This window comes from Labrys okinawensis, from assembly GCF_002982075.1.
Lineage (GTDB): Bacteria > Pseudomonadota > Alphaproteobacteria > Rhizobiales > Labraceae > Labrys > Labrys okinawensis_A.
In genome coordinates, this window is record NZ_PUEJ01000005.1 from 1 (window position 1) to 14,064 (window position 14,064).

At 62.1% G+C, this 14,064-nt stretch carries 26 protein-coding genes and 1 pseudogene; all 27 read left to right on the forward strand.

The annotated features are described in order from the left end of the window. A pseudogene (gene tuf, locus C5L14_RS13605) lies at positions 1 to 126 on the forward strand (elongation factor Tu); the annotation flags it as partial. Positions 127 to 195: 69 nt separating this feature from the next. After that, on the forward strand, positions 196 to 504 hold the full coding sequence (gene rpsJ, locus C5L14_RS13610; RefSeq protein ID WP_068292049.1) for a 30S ribosomal protein S10: 309 nt from the start codon (positions 196 to 198) through the stop codon (positions 502 to 504). Between the two features lie 31 nt (positions 505 to 535). Beyond that, complete coding sequence (gene rplC / locus C5L14_RS13615; protein ID WP_105862621.1) at positions 536 to 1,240, forward strand: 50S ribosomal protein L3; 705 nt, start codon at positions 536 to 538, stop codon at positions 1,238 to 1,240. A 10-nt stretch (positions 1,241 to 1,250) separates the two neighbouring features. Continuing rightward, positions 1,251 to 1,871 (forward strand): 50S ribosomal protein L4, encoded by a 621-nt coding sequence (gene rplD / locus C5L14_RS13620; protein WP_105862622.1) that lies wholly within the window; start codon positions 1,251 to 1,253, stop codon positions 1,869 to 1,871. Continuing rightward, a complete protein-coding gene (locus C5L14_RS13625) occupies positions 1,868 to 2,164 on the forward strand; it encodes a 50S ribosomal protein L23 (RefSeq protein WP_105862623.1) in 297 nt (98 codons plus the stop codon). Before rplD ends, C5L14_RS13625 begins: the two co-directional genes overlap by 4 nt. A 28-nt stretch (positions 2,165 to 2,192) precedes the next feature. Next, complete coding sequence (rplB, locus tag C5L14_RS13630) at positions 2,193 to 3,026, forward strand: 50S ribosomal protein L2 (RefSeq protein ID WP_105862624.1); 834 nt, start codon at positions 2,193 to 2,195, stop codon at positions 3,024 to 3,026. An 11-nt stretch (positions 3,027 to 3,037) separates the two neighbouring features. Next, positions 3,038 to 3,316 (forward strand): 30S ribosomal protein S19, encoded by a 279-nt coding sequence (gene rpsS, locus C5L14_RS13635; protein WP_068292063.1) that lies wholly within the window; start codon positions 3,038 to 3,040, stop codon positions 3,314 to 3,316. A gap of 3 nt (positions 3,317 to 3,319) precedes the next feature. Further along, positions 3,320 to 3,700 (forward strand): 50S ribosomal protein L22, encoded by a 381-nt coding sequence (rplV, locus tag C5L14_RS13640; RefSeq protein ID WP_068292065.1) that lies wholly within the window; start codon positions 3,320 to 3,322, stop codon positions 3,698 to 3,700. Positions 3,701 to 3,710: 10 nt separating this feature from the next. Further along, entirely contained in the window at positions 3,711 to 4,421 is a 711-nt protein-coding gene (gene rpsC, locus C5L14_RS13645; RefSeq protein WP_105862625.1) for a 30S ribosomal protein S3, read from the forward strand. A gap of 30 nt (positions 4,422 to 4,451) precedes the next feature. Further along, positions 4,452 to 4,865 (forward strand): 50S ribosomal protein L16, encoded by a 414-nt coding sequence (rplP, locus tag C5L14_RS13650; RefSeq protein ID WP_105862626.1) that lies wholly within the window; start codon positions 4,452 to 4,454, stop codon positions 4,863 to 4,865. A gap of 10 nt (positions 4,866 to 4,875) precedes the next feature. Further along, complete coding sequence (gene rpmC / locus C5L14_RS13655) at positions 4,876 to 5,079, forward strand: 50S ribosomal protein L29 (RefSeq protein ID WP_068292078.1); 204 nt, start codon at positions 4,876 to 4,878, stop codon at positions 5,077 to 5,079. Positions 5,080 to 5,090: 11 nt separating this feature from the next. Further along, positions 5,091 to 5,342 carry a 30S ribosomal protein S17 gene (rpsQ, locus tag C5L14_RS13660; RefSeq protein WP_105862627.1) on the forward strand — a complete coding sequence of 84 codons (252 nt, stop codon included), beginning with the start codon at positions 5,091 to 5,093 and terminating at the stop codon, positions 5,340 to 5,342. A 336-nt stretch (positions 5,343 to 5,678) separates the two neighbouring features. Further along, on the forward strand, positions 5,679 to 6,047 hold the full coding sequence (rplN, locus tag C5L14_RS13665) for a 50S ribosomal protein L14 (protein ID WP_068292087.1): 369 nt from the start codon (positions 5,679 to 5,681) through the stop codon (positions 6,045 to 6,047). Position 6,048: 1 nt separating this feature from the next. Further along, positions 6,049 to 6,366: a 50S ribosomal protein L24 gene (gene rplX / locus C5L14_RS13670; RefSeq protein ID WP_105862628.1), complete on the forward strand. Its 318-nt coding sequence runs from the start codon at positions 6,049 to 6,051 to the stop codon at positions 6,364 to 6,366. Beyond that, complete coding sequence (rplE, locus tag C5L14_RS13675) at positions 6,359 to 6,946, forward strand: 50S ribosomal protein L5 (RefSeq protein ID WP_105862629.1); 588 nt, start codon at positions 6,359 to 6,361, stop codon at positions 6,944 to 6,946. Before rplX ends, rplE begins: the two co-directional genes overlap by 8 nt. 42 nt (positions 6,947 to 6,988) lie before the next feature. Next, positions 6,989 to 7,294, forward strand: a complete 306-nt coding sequence (gene rpsN, locus C5L14_RS13680) for a 30S ribosomal protein S14 (RefSeq protein WP_068292095.1) — start codon at positions 6,989 to 6,991, stop codon at positions 7,292 to 7,294. 12 nt (positions 7,295 to 7,306) lie between these two features. Further along, positions 7,307 to 7,705, forward strand: coding sequence for a 30S ribosomal protein S8 (gene rpsH / locus C5L14_RS13685; RefSeq protein WP_105862630.1), 399 nt, complete (start codon positions 7,307 to 7,309; stop codon positions 7,703 to 7,705). A gap of 17 nt (positions 7,706 to 7,722) precedes the next feature. Further along, a complete protein-coding gene (rplF, locus tag C5L14_RS13690) occupies positions 7,723 to 8,256 on the forward strand; it encodes a 50S ribosomal protein L6 (RefSeq protein WP_105862631.1) in 534 nt (177 codons plus the stop codon). 12 nt (positions 8,257 to 8,268) lie between these two features. Continuing rightward, positions 8,269 to 8,631: a 50S ribosomal protein L18 gene (gene rplR, locus C5L14_RS13695; RefSeq protein ID WP_105862632.1), complete on the forward strand. Its 363-nt coding sequence runs from the start codon at positions 8,269 to 8,271 to the stop codon at positions 8,629 to 8,631. Between the two features lie 12 nt (positions 8,632 to 8,643). Continuing rightward, a complete protein-coding gene (gene rpsE / locus C5L14_RS13700; protein WP_105862633.1) occupies positions 8,644 to 9,201 on the forward strand; it encodes a 30S ribosomal protein S5 in 558 nt (185 codons plus the stop codon). 17 nt (positions 9,202 to 9,218) lie between these two features. Further along, the gene (rpmD, locus tag C5L14_RS13705) at positions 9,219 to 9,410 is read left to right on the forward strand and encodes a 50S ribosomal protein L30 (RefSeq protein ID WP_105862634.1); all 192 of its coding nucleotides are present in this window, start codon (positions 9,219 to 9,221) and stop codon (positions 9,408 to 9,410) included. 12 nt (positions 9,411 to 9,422) lie between these two features. After that, on the forward strand, positions 9,423 to 9,902 hold the full coding sequence (gene rplO / locus C5L14_RS13710; protein ID WP_105862635.1) for a 50S ribosomal protein L15: 480 nt from the start codon (positions 9,423 to 9,425) through the stop codon (positions 9,900 to 9,902). Positions 9,903 to 9,979: 77 nt separating this feature from the next. Further along, positions 9,980 to 11,317: a preprotein translocase subunit SecY gene (gene secY / locus C5L14_RS13715; RefSeq protein ID WP_105862636.1), complete on the forward strand. Its 1,338-nt coding sequence runs from the start codon at positions 9,980 to 9,982 to the stop codon at positions 11,315 to 11,317. Next, positions 11,317 to 11,907, forward strand: a complete 591-nt coding sequence (locus tag C5L14_RS13720) for an adenylate kinase (protein WP_105862637.1) — start codon at positions 11,317 to 11,319, stop codon at positions 11,905 to 11,907. The genes secY and C5L14_RS13720 overlap by 1 nt, the downstream gene beginning before the upstream one ends. Positions 11,908 to 12,124: 217 nt before the next feature. Beyond that, positions 12,125 to 12,493 (forward strand): 30S ribosomal protein S13, encoded by a 369-nt coding sequence (rpsM, locus tag C5L14_RS13725; protein WP_068292123.1) that lies wholly within the window; start codon positions 12,125 to 12,127, stop codon positions 12,491 to 12,493. Positions 12,494 to 12,552: 59 nt separating this feature from the next. After that, positions 12,553 to 12,945, forward strand: coding sequence for a 30S ribosomal protein S11 (rpsK, locus tag C5L14_RS13730; RefSeq protein WP_105862638.1), 393 nt, complete (start codon positions 12,553 to 12,555; stop codon positions 12,943 to 12,945). Between the two features lie 67 nt (positions 12,946 to 13,012). Further along, positions 13,013 to 14,044 carry a DNA-directed RNA polymerase subunit alpha gene (locus tag C5L14_RS13735; RefSeq protein WP_209430830.1) on the forward strand — a complete coding sequence of 344 codons (1,032 nt, stop codon included), beginning with the start codon at positions 13,013 to 13,015 and terminating at the stop codon, positions 14,042 to 14,044. Positions 14,045 to 14,064: the final 20 nt, after the last annotated feature.

Here is a 14,064-nt window from a genome sequence, read left to right on the forward strand (position 1 = left end):
GGCGACAACATCGCCATGACGGTGAACCTGATCGTGCCGATCGCCATGGAAGAGAAGCTGCGCTTCGCCATCCGTGAAGGCGGTCGTACCGTCGGCGCCGGCGTCGTCGCCGCCATCATCGAATAAGAGCTTTCCAAAGCGCGTCCTTCAGGCGCGCCGTCATTCGGCGCGCCATTTCATTTCGGAGTCAGGGCAATGAACGGCCAGAACATCCGCATCCGTCTCAAGGCGTTCGACCATCGTATTCTCGACACGTCGACCCGCGAGATCGTTTCGACGGCCAAGCGCACTGGCGCCGCCGTCCGCGGACCGATCCCGCTGCCAACGCGGATCGAAAAATACACGGTGAACCGCTCGCCGCACGTGGACAAGAAATCGCGTGAGCAATTCGAGATGCGCACCCATAAGCGCCTGCTCGACATCGTAGACCCCACCCCGCAGACCGTGGACGCGCTCATGAAGCTCGACCTCGCCGCAGGCGTGGACGTCGAGATCAAGCTCTGATCAGGCTCCTCTAGGCTTAGGAACGAACGCCATGCGTTCTGGTGTCATTGCACAGAAGATCGGCATGAGCCGCGTCTATAACGACGCTGGCGAGCATGTCCCGGTCACGGTTCTCCGTCTCGACGATTGCCAGGTCGTCGCTCACAGGACCAACGATAAGAACGGCTATACCGCGCTTCAGCTCGGTGCCGGCCTCGCCAAGGTCAAGAACACGACCAAGGCGCAGCGCGGCCACTTCGCTGTAGCCAATGTGGAGCCCAAGCGTAAGGTCGTCGAATTCCGCGTGCCGGAAGCCGACCTCATTCCGGTTGGCGCGACGATCACCGCGGACCACTTCGTCCCCGGCCAGTTCGTCGATGTCACCGGCACGTCGATCGGCAAGGGGTTTGCCGGTTCGATGAAGCGCTGGAACTTCGGCGGCCACCGCGCCAGCCATGGTAACTCGATCACGCATCGTGCCCATGGTTCGACCGGTCAGCGCCAGGATCCGGGCAAGACGTTCGCCGGCAAGAAGATGGCGGGTCACATGGGTGACGAGCGCATCACCACCTTGAACCTCAAGGTCGTGCGCACCGACGTCGAGCGCGGCCTGATCCTGGTCGAGGGTGCCGTTCCCGGCGCCAAGGGCGGCTGGATCCTGGTGCGCGACGCCGTGAAGAAGCAGCTGCCGGAAGCAGCGCCGAAGCCCGGCGCGTTCCGCTTGCCCGAAGCTGCTGCTGCAGCGGCCGGCGAGTGAGGAGGAGCCGATGAAACTCGCAATTACCACTCTCGAAGGCTCCGAAGCCGGTTCGGTCACGCTGTCTGACGAGATCTTCGGTCTCGAGCCGCGCGCCGACATCCTGCAGCGCGTCGTGCGCTGGCAGCTGGCCAAGCGCCAGGCCGGTACGCACAAGACGCTGGGCCGGTCCGAAATCAACCGGACCAAGAAGAAGCTGTACAAGCAGAAGGGCACCGGTGGTGCTCGTCACGGTGCAGCCTCGGCTCCGCAGTTCCGTGGCGGTGGCCGCGCCTTCGGCCCGGTCGTGCGTTCCCATGCGCATGACCTGCCCAAGAAGGTCCGCGCCCTCGGCCTCAAGCATGCGCTTTCGTCCAAGGCGAAGACGCAGCAGCTGATCATCGTCGACAAGGCGGTCGCTGAAGCGATCAAGACCAAGGCGCTGAAGGAAACCTTCGGCAAGCGGGGTCTGGCCAACGTGCTGATCATCGACGGCGCCGAACTCGACCAGAACTTCGCACTGGCCGCCCGCAACATCCCGAACGTGGATGTGCTGCCGGTCCAGGGCATCAACGTCTACGACATTCTCCGCCGTGACAGCCTCGTGCTGACCAAGGCGGCTGTCGATGCGCTGGAGGCGCGCTTCAAATGAGCACCGATGTCAGGCATTACGACGTGATCGTGTCGCCGGTGATCACCGAGAAGGCGACCGCTCAGTCGGAACATAACCAGGTGGTGTTCCGGGTTGCTCCGGATGCGACCAAGCCGCAGATCAAGGCCGCCGTCGAAAAGCTGTTCAACGTCAAGGTGACGGGCGTCAACACGCTCGTTCGCAAGGGCAAGACCAAGCGTTTCAAGGGCATTCTGGGCACTCAGAGCGATGTCAAGCGTGCGATCGTGACTCTGGCCGAAGGCCACACGATCGACGTGACGACAGGCCTCTGAGGCGCGGGCCGGAAAGGGAGAGAGACCAATGGCTCTCAGGAAATACAAGCCGGTTACGCCGGGCCTGCGCCAGCTCGTGCTGGTCGACCGTTCCGCCCTGTACAAGGGCGCTCCGGTCAAGACCTTGACCGAAGGCCTGACCAAGTCGGGTGGCCGCAACAACACGGGCCGCATCACCTCGTTCCGCAAGTCGGGCGGGCACAAGCGCGCCTACCGCATCATCGACTTCAAGCGCCGCAAGCTCGATGTCGAAGGTACGGTCGAGCGGATCGAGTACGATCCCAACCGCACGGCGTTCATCGCGCTCATCGACTATACCGACGGCGACAAGGCCTACATCCTGGCTCCGCAGCGTCTGGCTGTCGGCGACAAGGTGATCGCGGCCGCTTCGGCCGACGTGAAGCCGGGCAACGCCATGCCGATGTCGGCGATGCCGGTGGGCACCATCGTCCACAATGTCGAGCTCAAGCTCGGCCGTGGCGGATCGGTCGCCCGTTCCGCCGGCAGCTACGCCCAGATCGCCGGCCGCGATGGCGCCTATGTCATCCTGCGCCTGAACTCGGGCGAGCAGCGCTTGGTTCTGTCGAGCTGCTTTGCCACTGTGGGCGCGGTGTCGAACCCGGACCACATGAACATCTCGCTCGGTAAAGCGGGTCGTTCGCGCTGGCTCGGCATCAAGCCGTCCGTCCGCGGTGTCGCCATGAACCCGATCGACCATCCCCATGGTGGCGGCGAAGGCCGTACCTCGGGTGGCCGTCACCCTGTCACGCCTTGGGGCAAGCCGACCAAGGGCAAGAAGACGCGTTCGAACAAGGCGACGAACAAGTTCATCGTCTCGTCCCGTCACGCTAAGAAGAAGTAAGGAGACCACCCGTGTCCCGCTCAGTCTGGAAAGGCCCGTTTGTCGACGGGTACCTCCTGAAAAAGGCGGATGCCGCGCGCGGCTCCGGCCGCAGCGAGGTCATCAAGACCTGGAGCCGTCGCTCCACCATTCTGCCGCACTTCATCGGCGTGACTTTTGGCGTCTACAACGGCCAGAAGCATGTCCCGGTGCAGGTGACCGAAGACATGGTCGGCATGAAGCTCGGCGAGTTCGCTCCGACCCGGACCTTCTATGGTCACGCGGCGGACAAGAAGTCGAAGAGGAAGTAAGTCATGGGCAAGCCGAAGTCCGAACGGGCCCTGCCTGACAATGAAGCGAAGGCGGTAGCGCGCATGCTGCGCGTTTCGCCGCAGAAGCTCAATCTCGTCGCGTCTCTGATCCGCGGCAAGAAGGTGGACTCGGCTCTGGCCGACCTGACCTTCTCGCGCAAGCGCATCGCCACCGACGTGAAGAAGACGCTGCAGAGCGCCATTGCCAATGCCGAAAACAATCATGGCCTCGACGTCGACGATCTGATCGTCTCCGAAGCCTATGTCGGCAAGGCTTTCGTCATCAAGCGTTTCCATGCCCGCGCCCGCGGCCGGGCAGGGCGCATCGAGAAGCCCTTCTCCAATCTGACGGTCGTCGTCCGCCAGGTCGAAGCCAAGGCGTAAGGAGCAAGCGATGGGACAGAAAGTTAATCCGATCGGCCTGCGTCTGGGCATCAACCGGACCTGGGATTCCCGCTGGTTCGCCAACAAGGGCGAATATGGCAAGCTGCTGCACGAGGACATTGCGATCCGCCAGGCGCTGATGAAGCTGCTGAAGCAGGCCGCCGTGTCGCGCATCGTCATCGAGCGTCCGCACAAGAAGTGCCGCGTCACGATCTACTCGGCTCGTCCGGGCATCGTGATCGGCAAGAAGGGCGCCGACATCGATAAGCTGAAGAAGGCCGTGTCGAAGCTCACCTCTTCGGAAGTGCACATCAACATCGTCGAAGTGCGCAAGCCGGAAGTGGATTCGACCCTGGTTGCCGATTCGATCGCCCAGCAGCTCGAGCGCCGCGTGGCATTCCGCCGTGCCATGAAGCGGGCCGTTCAGTCGGCCATGCGTCTGGGTGCGGAAGGCATTCGTATCAATTGCTCGGGCCGTCTGGGTGGCGCCGAAATCGCTCGTCTGGAGTGGTATCGCGAAGGTCGCGTGCCGCTGCACACGCTGCGCGCCGATGTCGATTACGGCACGGCTACGGCTTACACCACCTTCGGTACGTGCGGCATCAAGGTCTGGATCTTCAAGGGTGAAATCCTCGAGCACGATCCGATGGCCCAGGACAAGCGCTTGGCGGAGGCCGACAGCGGCCGTTCGTCTTCGCGCCCCCGTAACGAAGCTGCGTGAGCGGCTCGCGGGAGTTGAGAGAATAGAACCATGTTGCAACCCAAGCGCACCAAATTCCGTAAGCAGTTCAAGGGCCGCATTCACGGTGTGGCCTCCTCGGGCGCGCTCCTGAACTTCGGCCAGTTCGGCCTCAAGGCTCTGGAGCCCGAGCGTATCACTGCCCGCCAGATCGAAGCAGCGCGTCGTGCGATCACCCGCGAAATGAAGCGTCAGGGTCGCGTGTGGATCCGCATCTTCCCGGATGTGCCGGTTTCGGCAAAGCCCGCGGAAGTGCGCATGGGCTCCGGCAAGGGCGCGCCCGACCATTGGGTCGCGCGCGTCAAGCCGGGCCGCATCATGTTCGAGCTGGACGGTGTGAGCGAAGAAATCGCTCGCTCCGCCCTGACGCTCGGCGCCGCCAAGCTGCCGGTCAAGACCCGCGTCATCCAGCGCATCGCTGAGTGAGGAAAACACCATGAAGATCCAAGACATCAAGGTGCTGTCCGACGACCAGCTTGCCGATGAACTCGCCAAGCAGAAGAAGTCGCAGTTCAACATGCGCTTCCAGAAGGCCACGGGTCAGCTCGAAAACACGGCCGAGGTGCGCAAGGTTCGCCGCACCATCGCCAAGATCAAGACGGTTCAGAGCCAGAAGGCCGCGACCAAAGCCAAGGCTTGAGGAGATAATTCATGCCCAAGCGCGTCCTGCAAGGCGTCGTCGTCTCTGACAAGAACGACAAGACGATTGTGGTGAAGGTGGAGCGCCGCTTCACCCATCCGCTGCTGAAGAAGACGGTGCGTCGCACCAAGAACTACCATGCTCATGATGAGAGCAACGGCCATAAGGTCGGTGACGTCGTGTGGATCGAAGAGGGTCGCCCGATGTCCAAGCTGAAGCGCTGGGTCGTCGTCGACCAGGCGGCGGAAGCAGCCAAGGCCTGATCGTCTGGCAGGGCAGGGGGCGATTCAGCGCCTTCGTGCCGACACGGTAAAAATAAAAGCCGGCGGAAGCCGGCTTTGTGCTTGTGGTCGACCGAAGGAATCGCTAGAAGACCGGCTTTCCTGGAGCGTCGGCGAAAGGGGTGGAGGTCTCCACCGCCTTGGCCGCGCTTTCGTGCTTGTTAGTGATTTGCCTGCCGCAAGGCTGGCGAAGTGGGTTCAAAACCGAGCAGGTGGCGAGCTTCACGGCGGTTGGGTTTCGATCCTGCTGCCAAACCCGAGGTTGGGCCGGGTCCGCTGCGTGCGGATACCAGCCTGCGAAGAATAAGAGGGTACGTCATGATTCAGATGCAATCGAATCTCGACGTCGCGGACAATTCTGGTGCCCGACGCGTGATGTGCATCAAGGTTTTGGGCGGCTCGAAGCGGAAATATGCTTCCGTCGGCGACGTTATCGTCGTTTCGATCAAGGAAGCCATTCCGCGCGGGCGCGTCAAGAAGGGTGATGTGATGAAGGCCGTGGTCGTCCGTACGGCCAAGGACATCCGTCGTCCCGACGGTTCCGTGATCCGCTTCGACCGCAATGCGGCCGTGCTGATCAACAATCAGAAAGAGCCGATCGGCACCCGCATCTTCGGGCCGGTTCCGCGCGAGCTGCGCGCCAAGAACCACATGAAGATCATCTCTCTGGCTCCGGAGGTGTTGTAACATGGCCGCCAAGATCAAGAAGGGCGACAAGGTCGTCGTCATGACCGGCCGTTCCAAGGGCCGTGTCGGTGAAGTGATCCAGGTGTTCCCGGAAGAAAACCGCGCGATCATTCGCGGTGTGAACATCGTCCGTCGCCATCAGCGCCAGACGGCGAGCCAGGAAGGCGGCGTGATCTCGAAGGAAGCGCCGATCCACCTGTCGAACGTCGCCATTGCCGATCCCAAGGATGGCAAGCCGACCCGTGTCGGTTTCAAGGTTCTCGATGGCGGCAAGAAGGTTCGCGTCGCCAAGCGTTCGGGAGAGCAGATCGATGGCTAAGTCCCCAGCCACCGCCGAGACCGCGAATGGCGATGCCTATTCGCCGCGTCTGAAGGCCTATTACAATGACGTGGTTCGTCCCGAGCTGATCAAGCAGTTCGGCTACAAGAACCCGATGGAAGTTCCCTCGATCTCCAAGATCGTGCTGAACATGGGCGTGGGCGAAGCCACCGCCGACACCAAGAAGGTCACCGTTGCGGCCGCCGATCTCGCTTTGATCGCGGGTCAGAAGCCGGTGATCACGCGGGCTCGCAAGGCGATCTCGCAGTTCAAGGTGCGCGAGAACATGCCGATCGGCGCGAAGGTCACCCTTCGCAAGACCCGCATGTATGAGTTCTTCGATCGCCTGGTGACGATCGCGCTGCCGCGCGTCCGTGACTTCCGTGGCCTGAACCCGAAGAGCTTCGATGGCCGTGGCAATTATGCCATGGGCTTCAAGGAGCACATCGTGTTCCCCGAGATCAACTACGACAAGGTCGATCAAGTCTGGGGTATGGACATCGTCGTCTGCACCACGGCCAAGACCGATGAAGAAGCGCGTGCGCTTCTGAAGTTGATGAACTTCCCCTTCCGGCAGTGAGGCGGTTGATCCGCCCTCAAACGCGGAACGTTGGAGACCTACATGGCTAAGAAAAGTTCGATTGAGAAGAACAAGCGTCGCGAGAAGCTCGCCAAGCAGTATGCTGGCCGGCGCTCCCGCTTGAAGGCCATCGCCAACGATGAATCGTTGTCGATGGAAGAGCGCTTCACCGCTCGTCTGAAGCTCTCGGAACTGCCGCGCAACTCCGCCAAGGAGCGCGTGCGCAACCGTTGCGAAGTGACCGGCCGTCCGCGCGCCGTTTACCGCAAGCTGAAGATGTCGCGTATTGCTTTGCGCGAACTCGGTTCCAAGGGGCTGGTTCCCGGCCTCGTGAAATCGAGCTGGTGAGGAGATATCGTCATGGCGATCAATGATCCTGTCGGCGATATGCTGACCCGTATCCGTAACGCGCAGATGCGCCGCAAGACCAGCGTGACCACGCCCGGTTCCGGCCAGCGCGCTCGCGTTCTCGATGTGCTGCAGGCGGAAGGCTATATCCGCAACTACACCGTTACCGATTTCGGCAACGGCCGCAGCGAATTCGAGATCGAGTTGAAATATTATGATGGCGCACCGGTGATCCGCGAGATCGCCCGCGTCTCGAAGCCCGGCCGCCGCGTCTACGTGTCCGTCAAGGACATTCCGCGCGTCGCCAACGGACTGGGCGTATCCATCGTTTCGACCCCGCGTGGTGTCATGGCCGATCATCAGGCTCGTGAATCCAATGTCGGCGGCGAAGTGATCTGCACCGTATTCTGAGCCGGGGGAGAGTTAGAATGTCTCGTATCGGTAAGAAGCCGGTTGCCGTTCCTGCTGGCGTCACTGCCAGCCTGGATGGCCAGACCGTCAAGGCCAAGGGCCCCAAGGGCGAATTGTTCTTCACCATCCCCGACCTCATCTCGGTCGAGTTCAAGGACGGTGCGTTCAAGGTCGACCCGAAGGACGATTCCAAGCTCGCGCGCTCCCAGTGGGGCATGTCTCGCACCATGGTGTCCAACATCCTGGTGGGCGTCACGCAGGGCTTCGAGAAGCGTCTCGAAATCAACGGCGTCGGCTACAAGGCCGCCGTTGCCGGCAAGGTCGTCAAGCTGTCGCTCGGCTATTCGCACGACGTCGATTATCCGATTCCGGAAGGCATCACCGTGGTGACGCCCAAGCCGACGGAAATCGTCGTGTCGGGTATCGACAAGCAGAAGGTCGGCCAGGTCGCGGCTGAGATCCGCGAATATCGCGGCCCCGAACCCTATAAGGGCAAGGGCGTCAAGTATGCTGGCGAATTCATCTTCCGCAAGGAAGGCAAGAAGAAGTAACGGAGCCAATCCATGGCAAATGCAAGGCAAGCTCTTGAGCGCCGCAAGGCGCGTGTCCGCCGGCAGCTGCGCTCGGTGGCGAACGGACGGCCGCGCCTCTCGGTTTTCCGCTCTTCCAAGCACATCTACGCTCAGGTCATCGACGATGCGAACGGCAATACGCTGGTTTCCGCATCGACCCTCGAAAAGGACCTGCGCGGCAGCTTGAAGACGGGCGCCGACATCGAGGCCGCGAAGGTAATCGGCAAGCTCCTTGGCGAGCGTGCGATTGCCAAGGGCGTCAAGGACGTCTTTTTCGATCGCGGCGGCTACATCTTCCACGGGCGCGTCAAGGCGCTCGCTGATGCGGCCCGCGAAAGCGGCCTCAACTTCTAAGGAACGGATTCTATGGCTCGTGAACGTGAACGTGATCGTCAGCGCGAAGAGCGCGACAGCGAGTTCGTGGACCGCCTCGTCCACATCAACCGCGTTGCCAAGGTGGTGAAGGGCGGCAAGCGCTTCGGTTTTGCGGCGCTCGTCGTCGTCGGTGACCAGAAGGGCCGCGTCGGCTATGGCCATGGCAAGGCTCGCGAAGTGCCGGAAGCCATCCGCAAGGCGACCGATCAGGCCAAGCGTGGCCTGGTGCGGGTGTCGCTGCGCGAAGGTCGTACCCTGCATCATGACGTCAATGGCCGTCATGGCGCCGGCAAGGTCGTCCTGCGCGCCGCTCCGGCCGGTACCGGCATCATCGCCGGCGGCCCGATGCGCGCCGTGTTCGAATCGCTCGGCATGCATGACGTCGTCGCCAAGTCGCTGGGGTCTTCCAACCCCTACAACCTGGTGCGCGCCACTTTCGACGCCCTGAAGCATGAGGACAGCCCGCGTTCGGTCGCGGCGCGCCGCAGCCTCAAGGTGTCGCAGATCCAGAGCCGGCGTCAGGGTATCGACGCCGAGTCGACGGACTGATCGGAGAGGGATGAGCGATGGCTAAAACCAAGACCGTCACGGTCGAGCAGATCGGTAGCCCGATCCGCCGCACCGCGGACCAGCGCGCGACCCTCGTCGGCCTGGGCCTTAACAAGATCCGCCGCAAGAGCACGCTGGAAGATACGCCGGCCGTGCGCGGCATGATTGCCAAGCTCGGCCACCTCGTCCGCGTGGTCGAGGCCGAGTAAGGAGACGCGACGATGAAACTCAACGATCTTCGCGACAATCAGGGCGCTACCAAGGCCCGTATCCGCGTCGGACGCGGTATCGGTTCTGGTAAGGGCAAGACCGGCGGCCGTGGCGTCAAGGGTCAGACCTCGCGTACCGGTGTCGCCATCAAGGGCTTCGAAGGTGGTCAGATGCCGTTGCATCGCCGCCTGCCGAAGCGTGGCTTCAACAACATCTTCGCCCTGGACTTCGCCGAGGTGAACCTCGACCGCATCCAGGTCGCCATTGACGCCGGCAAGCTCGACGCCAAGGCCCCGGTCACCGCCGAGGCTCTGGTTGAGGCCGGTGTGATCCGCCGCGCCCTCGATGGCGTGCGCCTGCTCGGCCGCGGCGAGATCAAGGCCAAGCTCGCCTTCGAGGTCGCCGGTGCGACCAAGAGCGCCGTGGCCGCGGTCGAAAAGGCCGGCGGTTCCGTCAAGGTGCTGAAGGCTGTGGCAAAGGCCGAAGCCTGATCCTATATGAAAGCGGCCCGCCTCGTCTGGCGGGCCGCACCTTTTTTTGGCGCGCTTTCGACACGGCGGAGCACCACATGGCATCGGCGGCCGAGCAGCTTGCTGCGAGCATCAACTGGAGTTCGTTCTCCAAGGCTGACGAACTCAAAAAGCGTATCTGGTTTACGCTCGGCGCGTTGGTCATCTACCGGCTTGGTACCTATATTCCGCTACCCGGAATCAATCCCGAAGCCTATCAGACGGCCTTCAACGGCCAGGCCGGCGGTATTCTCGGCCTCTTCAACATGTTCTCGGGCGGCGCCGTTTCGCGCATGGCGATCTTCGCGCTCGCGATCATGCCCTACATTTCCGCCTCGATCATCATCCAGCTGCTGACCACCGTCGTGCCGCAGCTCGAGGCCCTCAAGAAGGAGGGCGAGGCCGGCCGCAAGATCATGAACCAGTATACGCGCTACCTCACGGTGGTGCTGGCGACCGCGCAGGCCTGGGGCATCGCCATCGGCCTGGAGGGCGGGCAGGGGATCGTGCTCGCGCCGGGGCTGTTCTTCAAGATCTCGACCACGATCACGCTGGTCGGCGGCACCATGTTCCTGCTCTGGCTGGGCGAGCAGATCACCTCGCGCGGCATCGGCAACGGAACCTCGCTGATCATCCAGGCTGGTATCGTCGCCGAGTTCCCGGCGCATCTGGGCCAGATGCTCGATCTGGCGCGTACGGGCGGCATGTCGCCGGTGACGCTGCTGGTCTCGGTCGTGGTCGCCGTCGCCGTGGTGCTGGCCATCGTGTTCTTCGAGCGCGCGCAGCGCCGCCTCCTGATCCAATATCCCAAGCGCCAGGTCGGCAACCGCCTCTATGAAGGCCAGTCGTCGCATCTGCCCTTGAAGCTGAACACTTCGGGCGTGATCCCGCCGATCTTCGCCTCGTCGCTGCTGCTGCTGCCGACCACCGCGGCCGCTTTCGTGGCGCAGGGCAATCCGAATTCTTGGCTTGCCAATGTCGCGATCTATCTCAATCACGGCAAGCCGCTGTTCATGGTGCTCTACGCGCTGCTGATCGTGTTCTTCTGCTTCTTCTACACGGCGATCGTGTTCAATCCGACCGAGACGGCCGACAACCTCAAGAAGCATGGCGGCTTCATTCCGGGCATCCGCCCGGGGGAGAACACCGCCAAGTTCATCGACTATGTGCTCACGCGCATCACCGTGGTCGGTGCGGTCTACATCGCCCTGGTTTGCATGGTCCCGGAAATTCAGAATTATATGGTGCCTTCGATTCCCTTCGTATTGGGCGGTACATCGCTTCTCATCACGGTGAGCGTCTCGATGGACACGCTGGCCCAGATTCATGGCCATCTGCTTGCTCATCAGTATGAAGGGCTGGTACGCAAGACCAAGCTGAAGGGGAGCCGTCGCTGATGAAGCTCATTCTGCTGGGTCCGCCGGGGGCGGGCAAGGGAACCCAGGCCGTGAGGCTGTCGGAGAAGCATGGCATTCCCCAGCTCTCGACGGGCGACATGCTGCGTGCGGCCGTGCAGGCCGGCACGCCGGTCGGGCTGAAGGCCAAGGCTGTGATGGATTCGGGCGGGCTGGTTTCGGACGACATCGTTGTCGGCATCGTCGCCGATCGCATCGAGGAAAAGGATGCGGCCAACGGCTTCATCCTCGACGGTTTTCCGCGCACCGTGGCGCAGGCTTCGGCCCTTGACCGCATGTTGTCGGAGAAGGGCTTGCGACTCGACGCCGTGATCGAGTTTGTGGTCGACGAGTCCGTGCTGCTGTCGCGCATCGAAAAGCGCGCCGCCGACACCGTCGCCCGCGGCGAGAAGGTGCGGCCGGACGACAATGCGGAAGCTTTCAAGACCCGTCTTGAAGCCTATCGCGCCCAGACGGCACCCCTGTCTGACTATTATCGCAAGAGCGGCGATCTTCGCCCGATTGACGCGATGAAATCGATCGACGAGGTCACTCGTGAGATCGACACCACACTGGCGGCGGTCTCGGTCTGATTCGCCGCCGGCATACGCCGTGAGGCGATATGCATGAAGTTTGTCTTTACGAGTTGACGTCTTCGCAGAGAATCTCTAGAAGACGCCTCTCACGTCAAAGACGCGCGGGTCGATCGCTCGGTCAGAGCGAACGGCTCGTTTTTGCGCTGCCGGTTCGCCGGCGATGATTGAACTGATATTCGGCCTCATGCCGGATCAAAGATTTGGAGACCGGAACGTGGCCCGCATCGCTGGTGTCAACATTCCCACTGCCAAGCGTGTCGAGATCGCGCTGCAATATATCCACGGCATTGGCCCCGCCAAAGCCAAGGAGATCGTTGCCAAGGTCGGCATTGCGCCTGAGCGCCGTGTCCACCAGCTGTCGGACCAGGAAGTCCTGCAGATCCGCGAAACCATCGACCGCGATTACATCGTGGAAGGTGATCTTCGTCGCGACGTTGCGATGAACATCAAGCGTCTGATGGATCTGGGCTGCTATCGCGGTCTGCGCCATCGTCGCAGCTTGCCCGTTCGTGGCCAGCGCACGCATACCAATGCCCGCACCCGCAAGGGCAAGGCGAAGCCGATCGCCGGCAAGAAGAAGTAATTCGTTTTCATTCTATCCCGAGCGCCTGGTACCACGGGCGCGCTTGAAGGATCCATACTATGGCAAAAGAAGCCACTGGTCGCGTTCGTCGTCGCGAGCGCAAGAACATCGTTTCTGGCGTTGCTCACGTCAATTCGAGCTTCAACAACACCATGATCACCATCACCGACGCCCAGGGCAACACGATTGCCTGGTCTTCGTCGGGCACGATGGGTTTCAAGGGCTCGCGTAAGTCGACCCCCTATGCTGCGCAGATGGCTGCTGAAGACGCCGGCCGTAAGGCCAGCGAGCATGGCATGCGCACGCTGGAAGTTGAAGTTTCCGGTCCGGGTTCCGGTCGTGAATCGGCTCTGCGCGCCTTGCAGGCGTCGGGCTTCACGATCACGTCGATCCGCGACGTGACGCCAATTCCGCATAATGGTTGCCGCCCGCGCAAGCGTCGTCGCGTCTAATTCCGCGATTTGAGATGGCCCGGCCGCTATCCGAGCGTGCCGGGTTTGTTGGCCGCACCGAGACCGATTGAAGGGTGTCGTCGTGATTCAGAAGAACTGGCAGGAACTTATCAAGCCCCAAAAGCTCGAAGTGACTCCGGGAGAAGATCCGAAGAGCCAGGCAACTGCCGTTGCCGAGCCGCTGGAGCGTGGCTTTGGCGTGACTTTGGGCAATGCGCTGCGCCGTGTCTTGTTGTCGTCCCTGCAGGGTGCGGCCGTGACCTCGGTGCATATCGATGGCGTGTTGCACGAGTTCTCGTCGATCCCCGGCGTGCGCGAGGACGTGACCGATATCGTCCTCAACATCAAGGAAATCGCCGTCAAGATGGCGGCGGAAGGCCCCAAGCGGATCGTGCTGAAGAAGCAGGGTCCCGGACAGGTCTTCGCTGGCGACATCCAGACCACCGGCGACATCCAGATCCTCAATCCCGAGCACGTGCTGTGCACGCTGGACGAGGGCGCTGAGATTCGCATGGAGTTCACGGTCAACACCGGCAAGGGCTATGTGGCGGCTGACCGCAACCGGCCCGAGGATGCCCCGATCGGTCTCATTCCGGTCGACAGCCTCTATTCACCGGTGAAGAAGGTGGCTTTCAAGGTGGAGAACACCCGTGAAGGCCAGATCCTCGACTATGACAAGCTGACGCTGACGGTCGAGACCAATGGCTCGATCACCCCGGAAGACGCGCTGGCCTTCGCGGCCCGCATCATCCAGGACCAGCTGGAAGTCTTCGTCAACTTCGAGGAGCCGAAGAAGGAATCCGAGGCCCCGGCCATTCCGGAGCTCGCCTTCAACCCGGCGCTGCTCAAGAAGGTGGACGAGCTGGAATTGTCGGTCCGTTCGGCGAACTGCCTGAAGAACGACAACATCGTCTATATCGGCGATCTGATCCAGAAGACCGAAGCCGAAATGCTCCGTACGCCGAACTTCGGCCGCAAGTCGTTGAACGAAATCAAGGAAGTGCTGGCTCAGATGGGTCTTCATCTGGGCATGGAAGTGCCGGGCTGGCCGCCGGAGAACATCGAAGAGCTCGCCAAGCGCTTCGAAGAACATTATTGATCTGGCGCATCGCGCTGCCA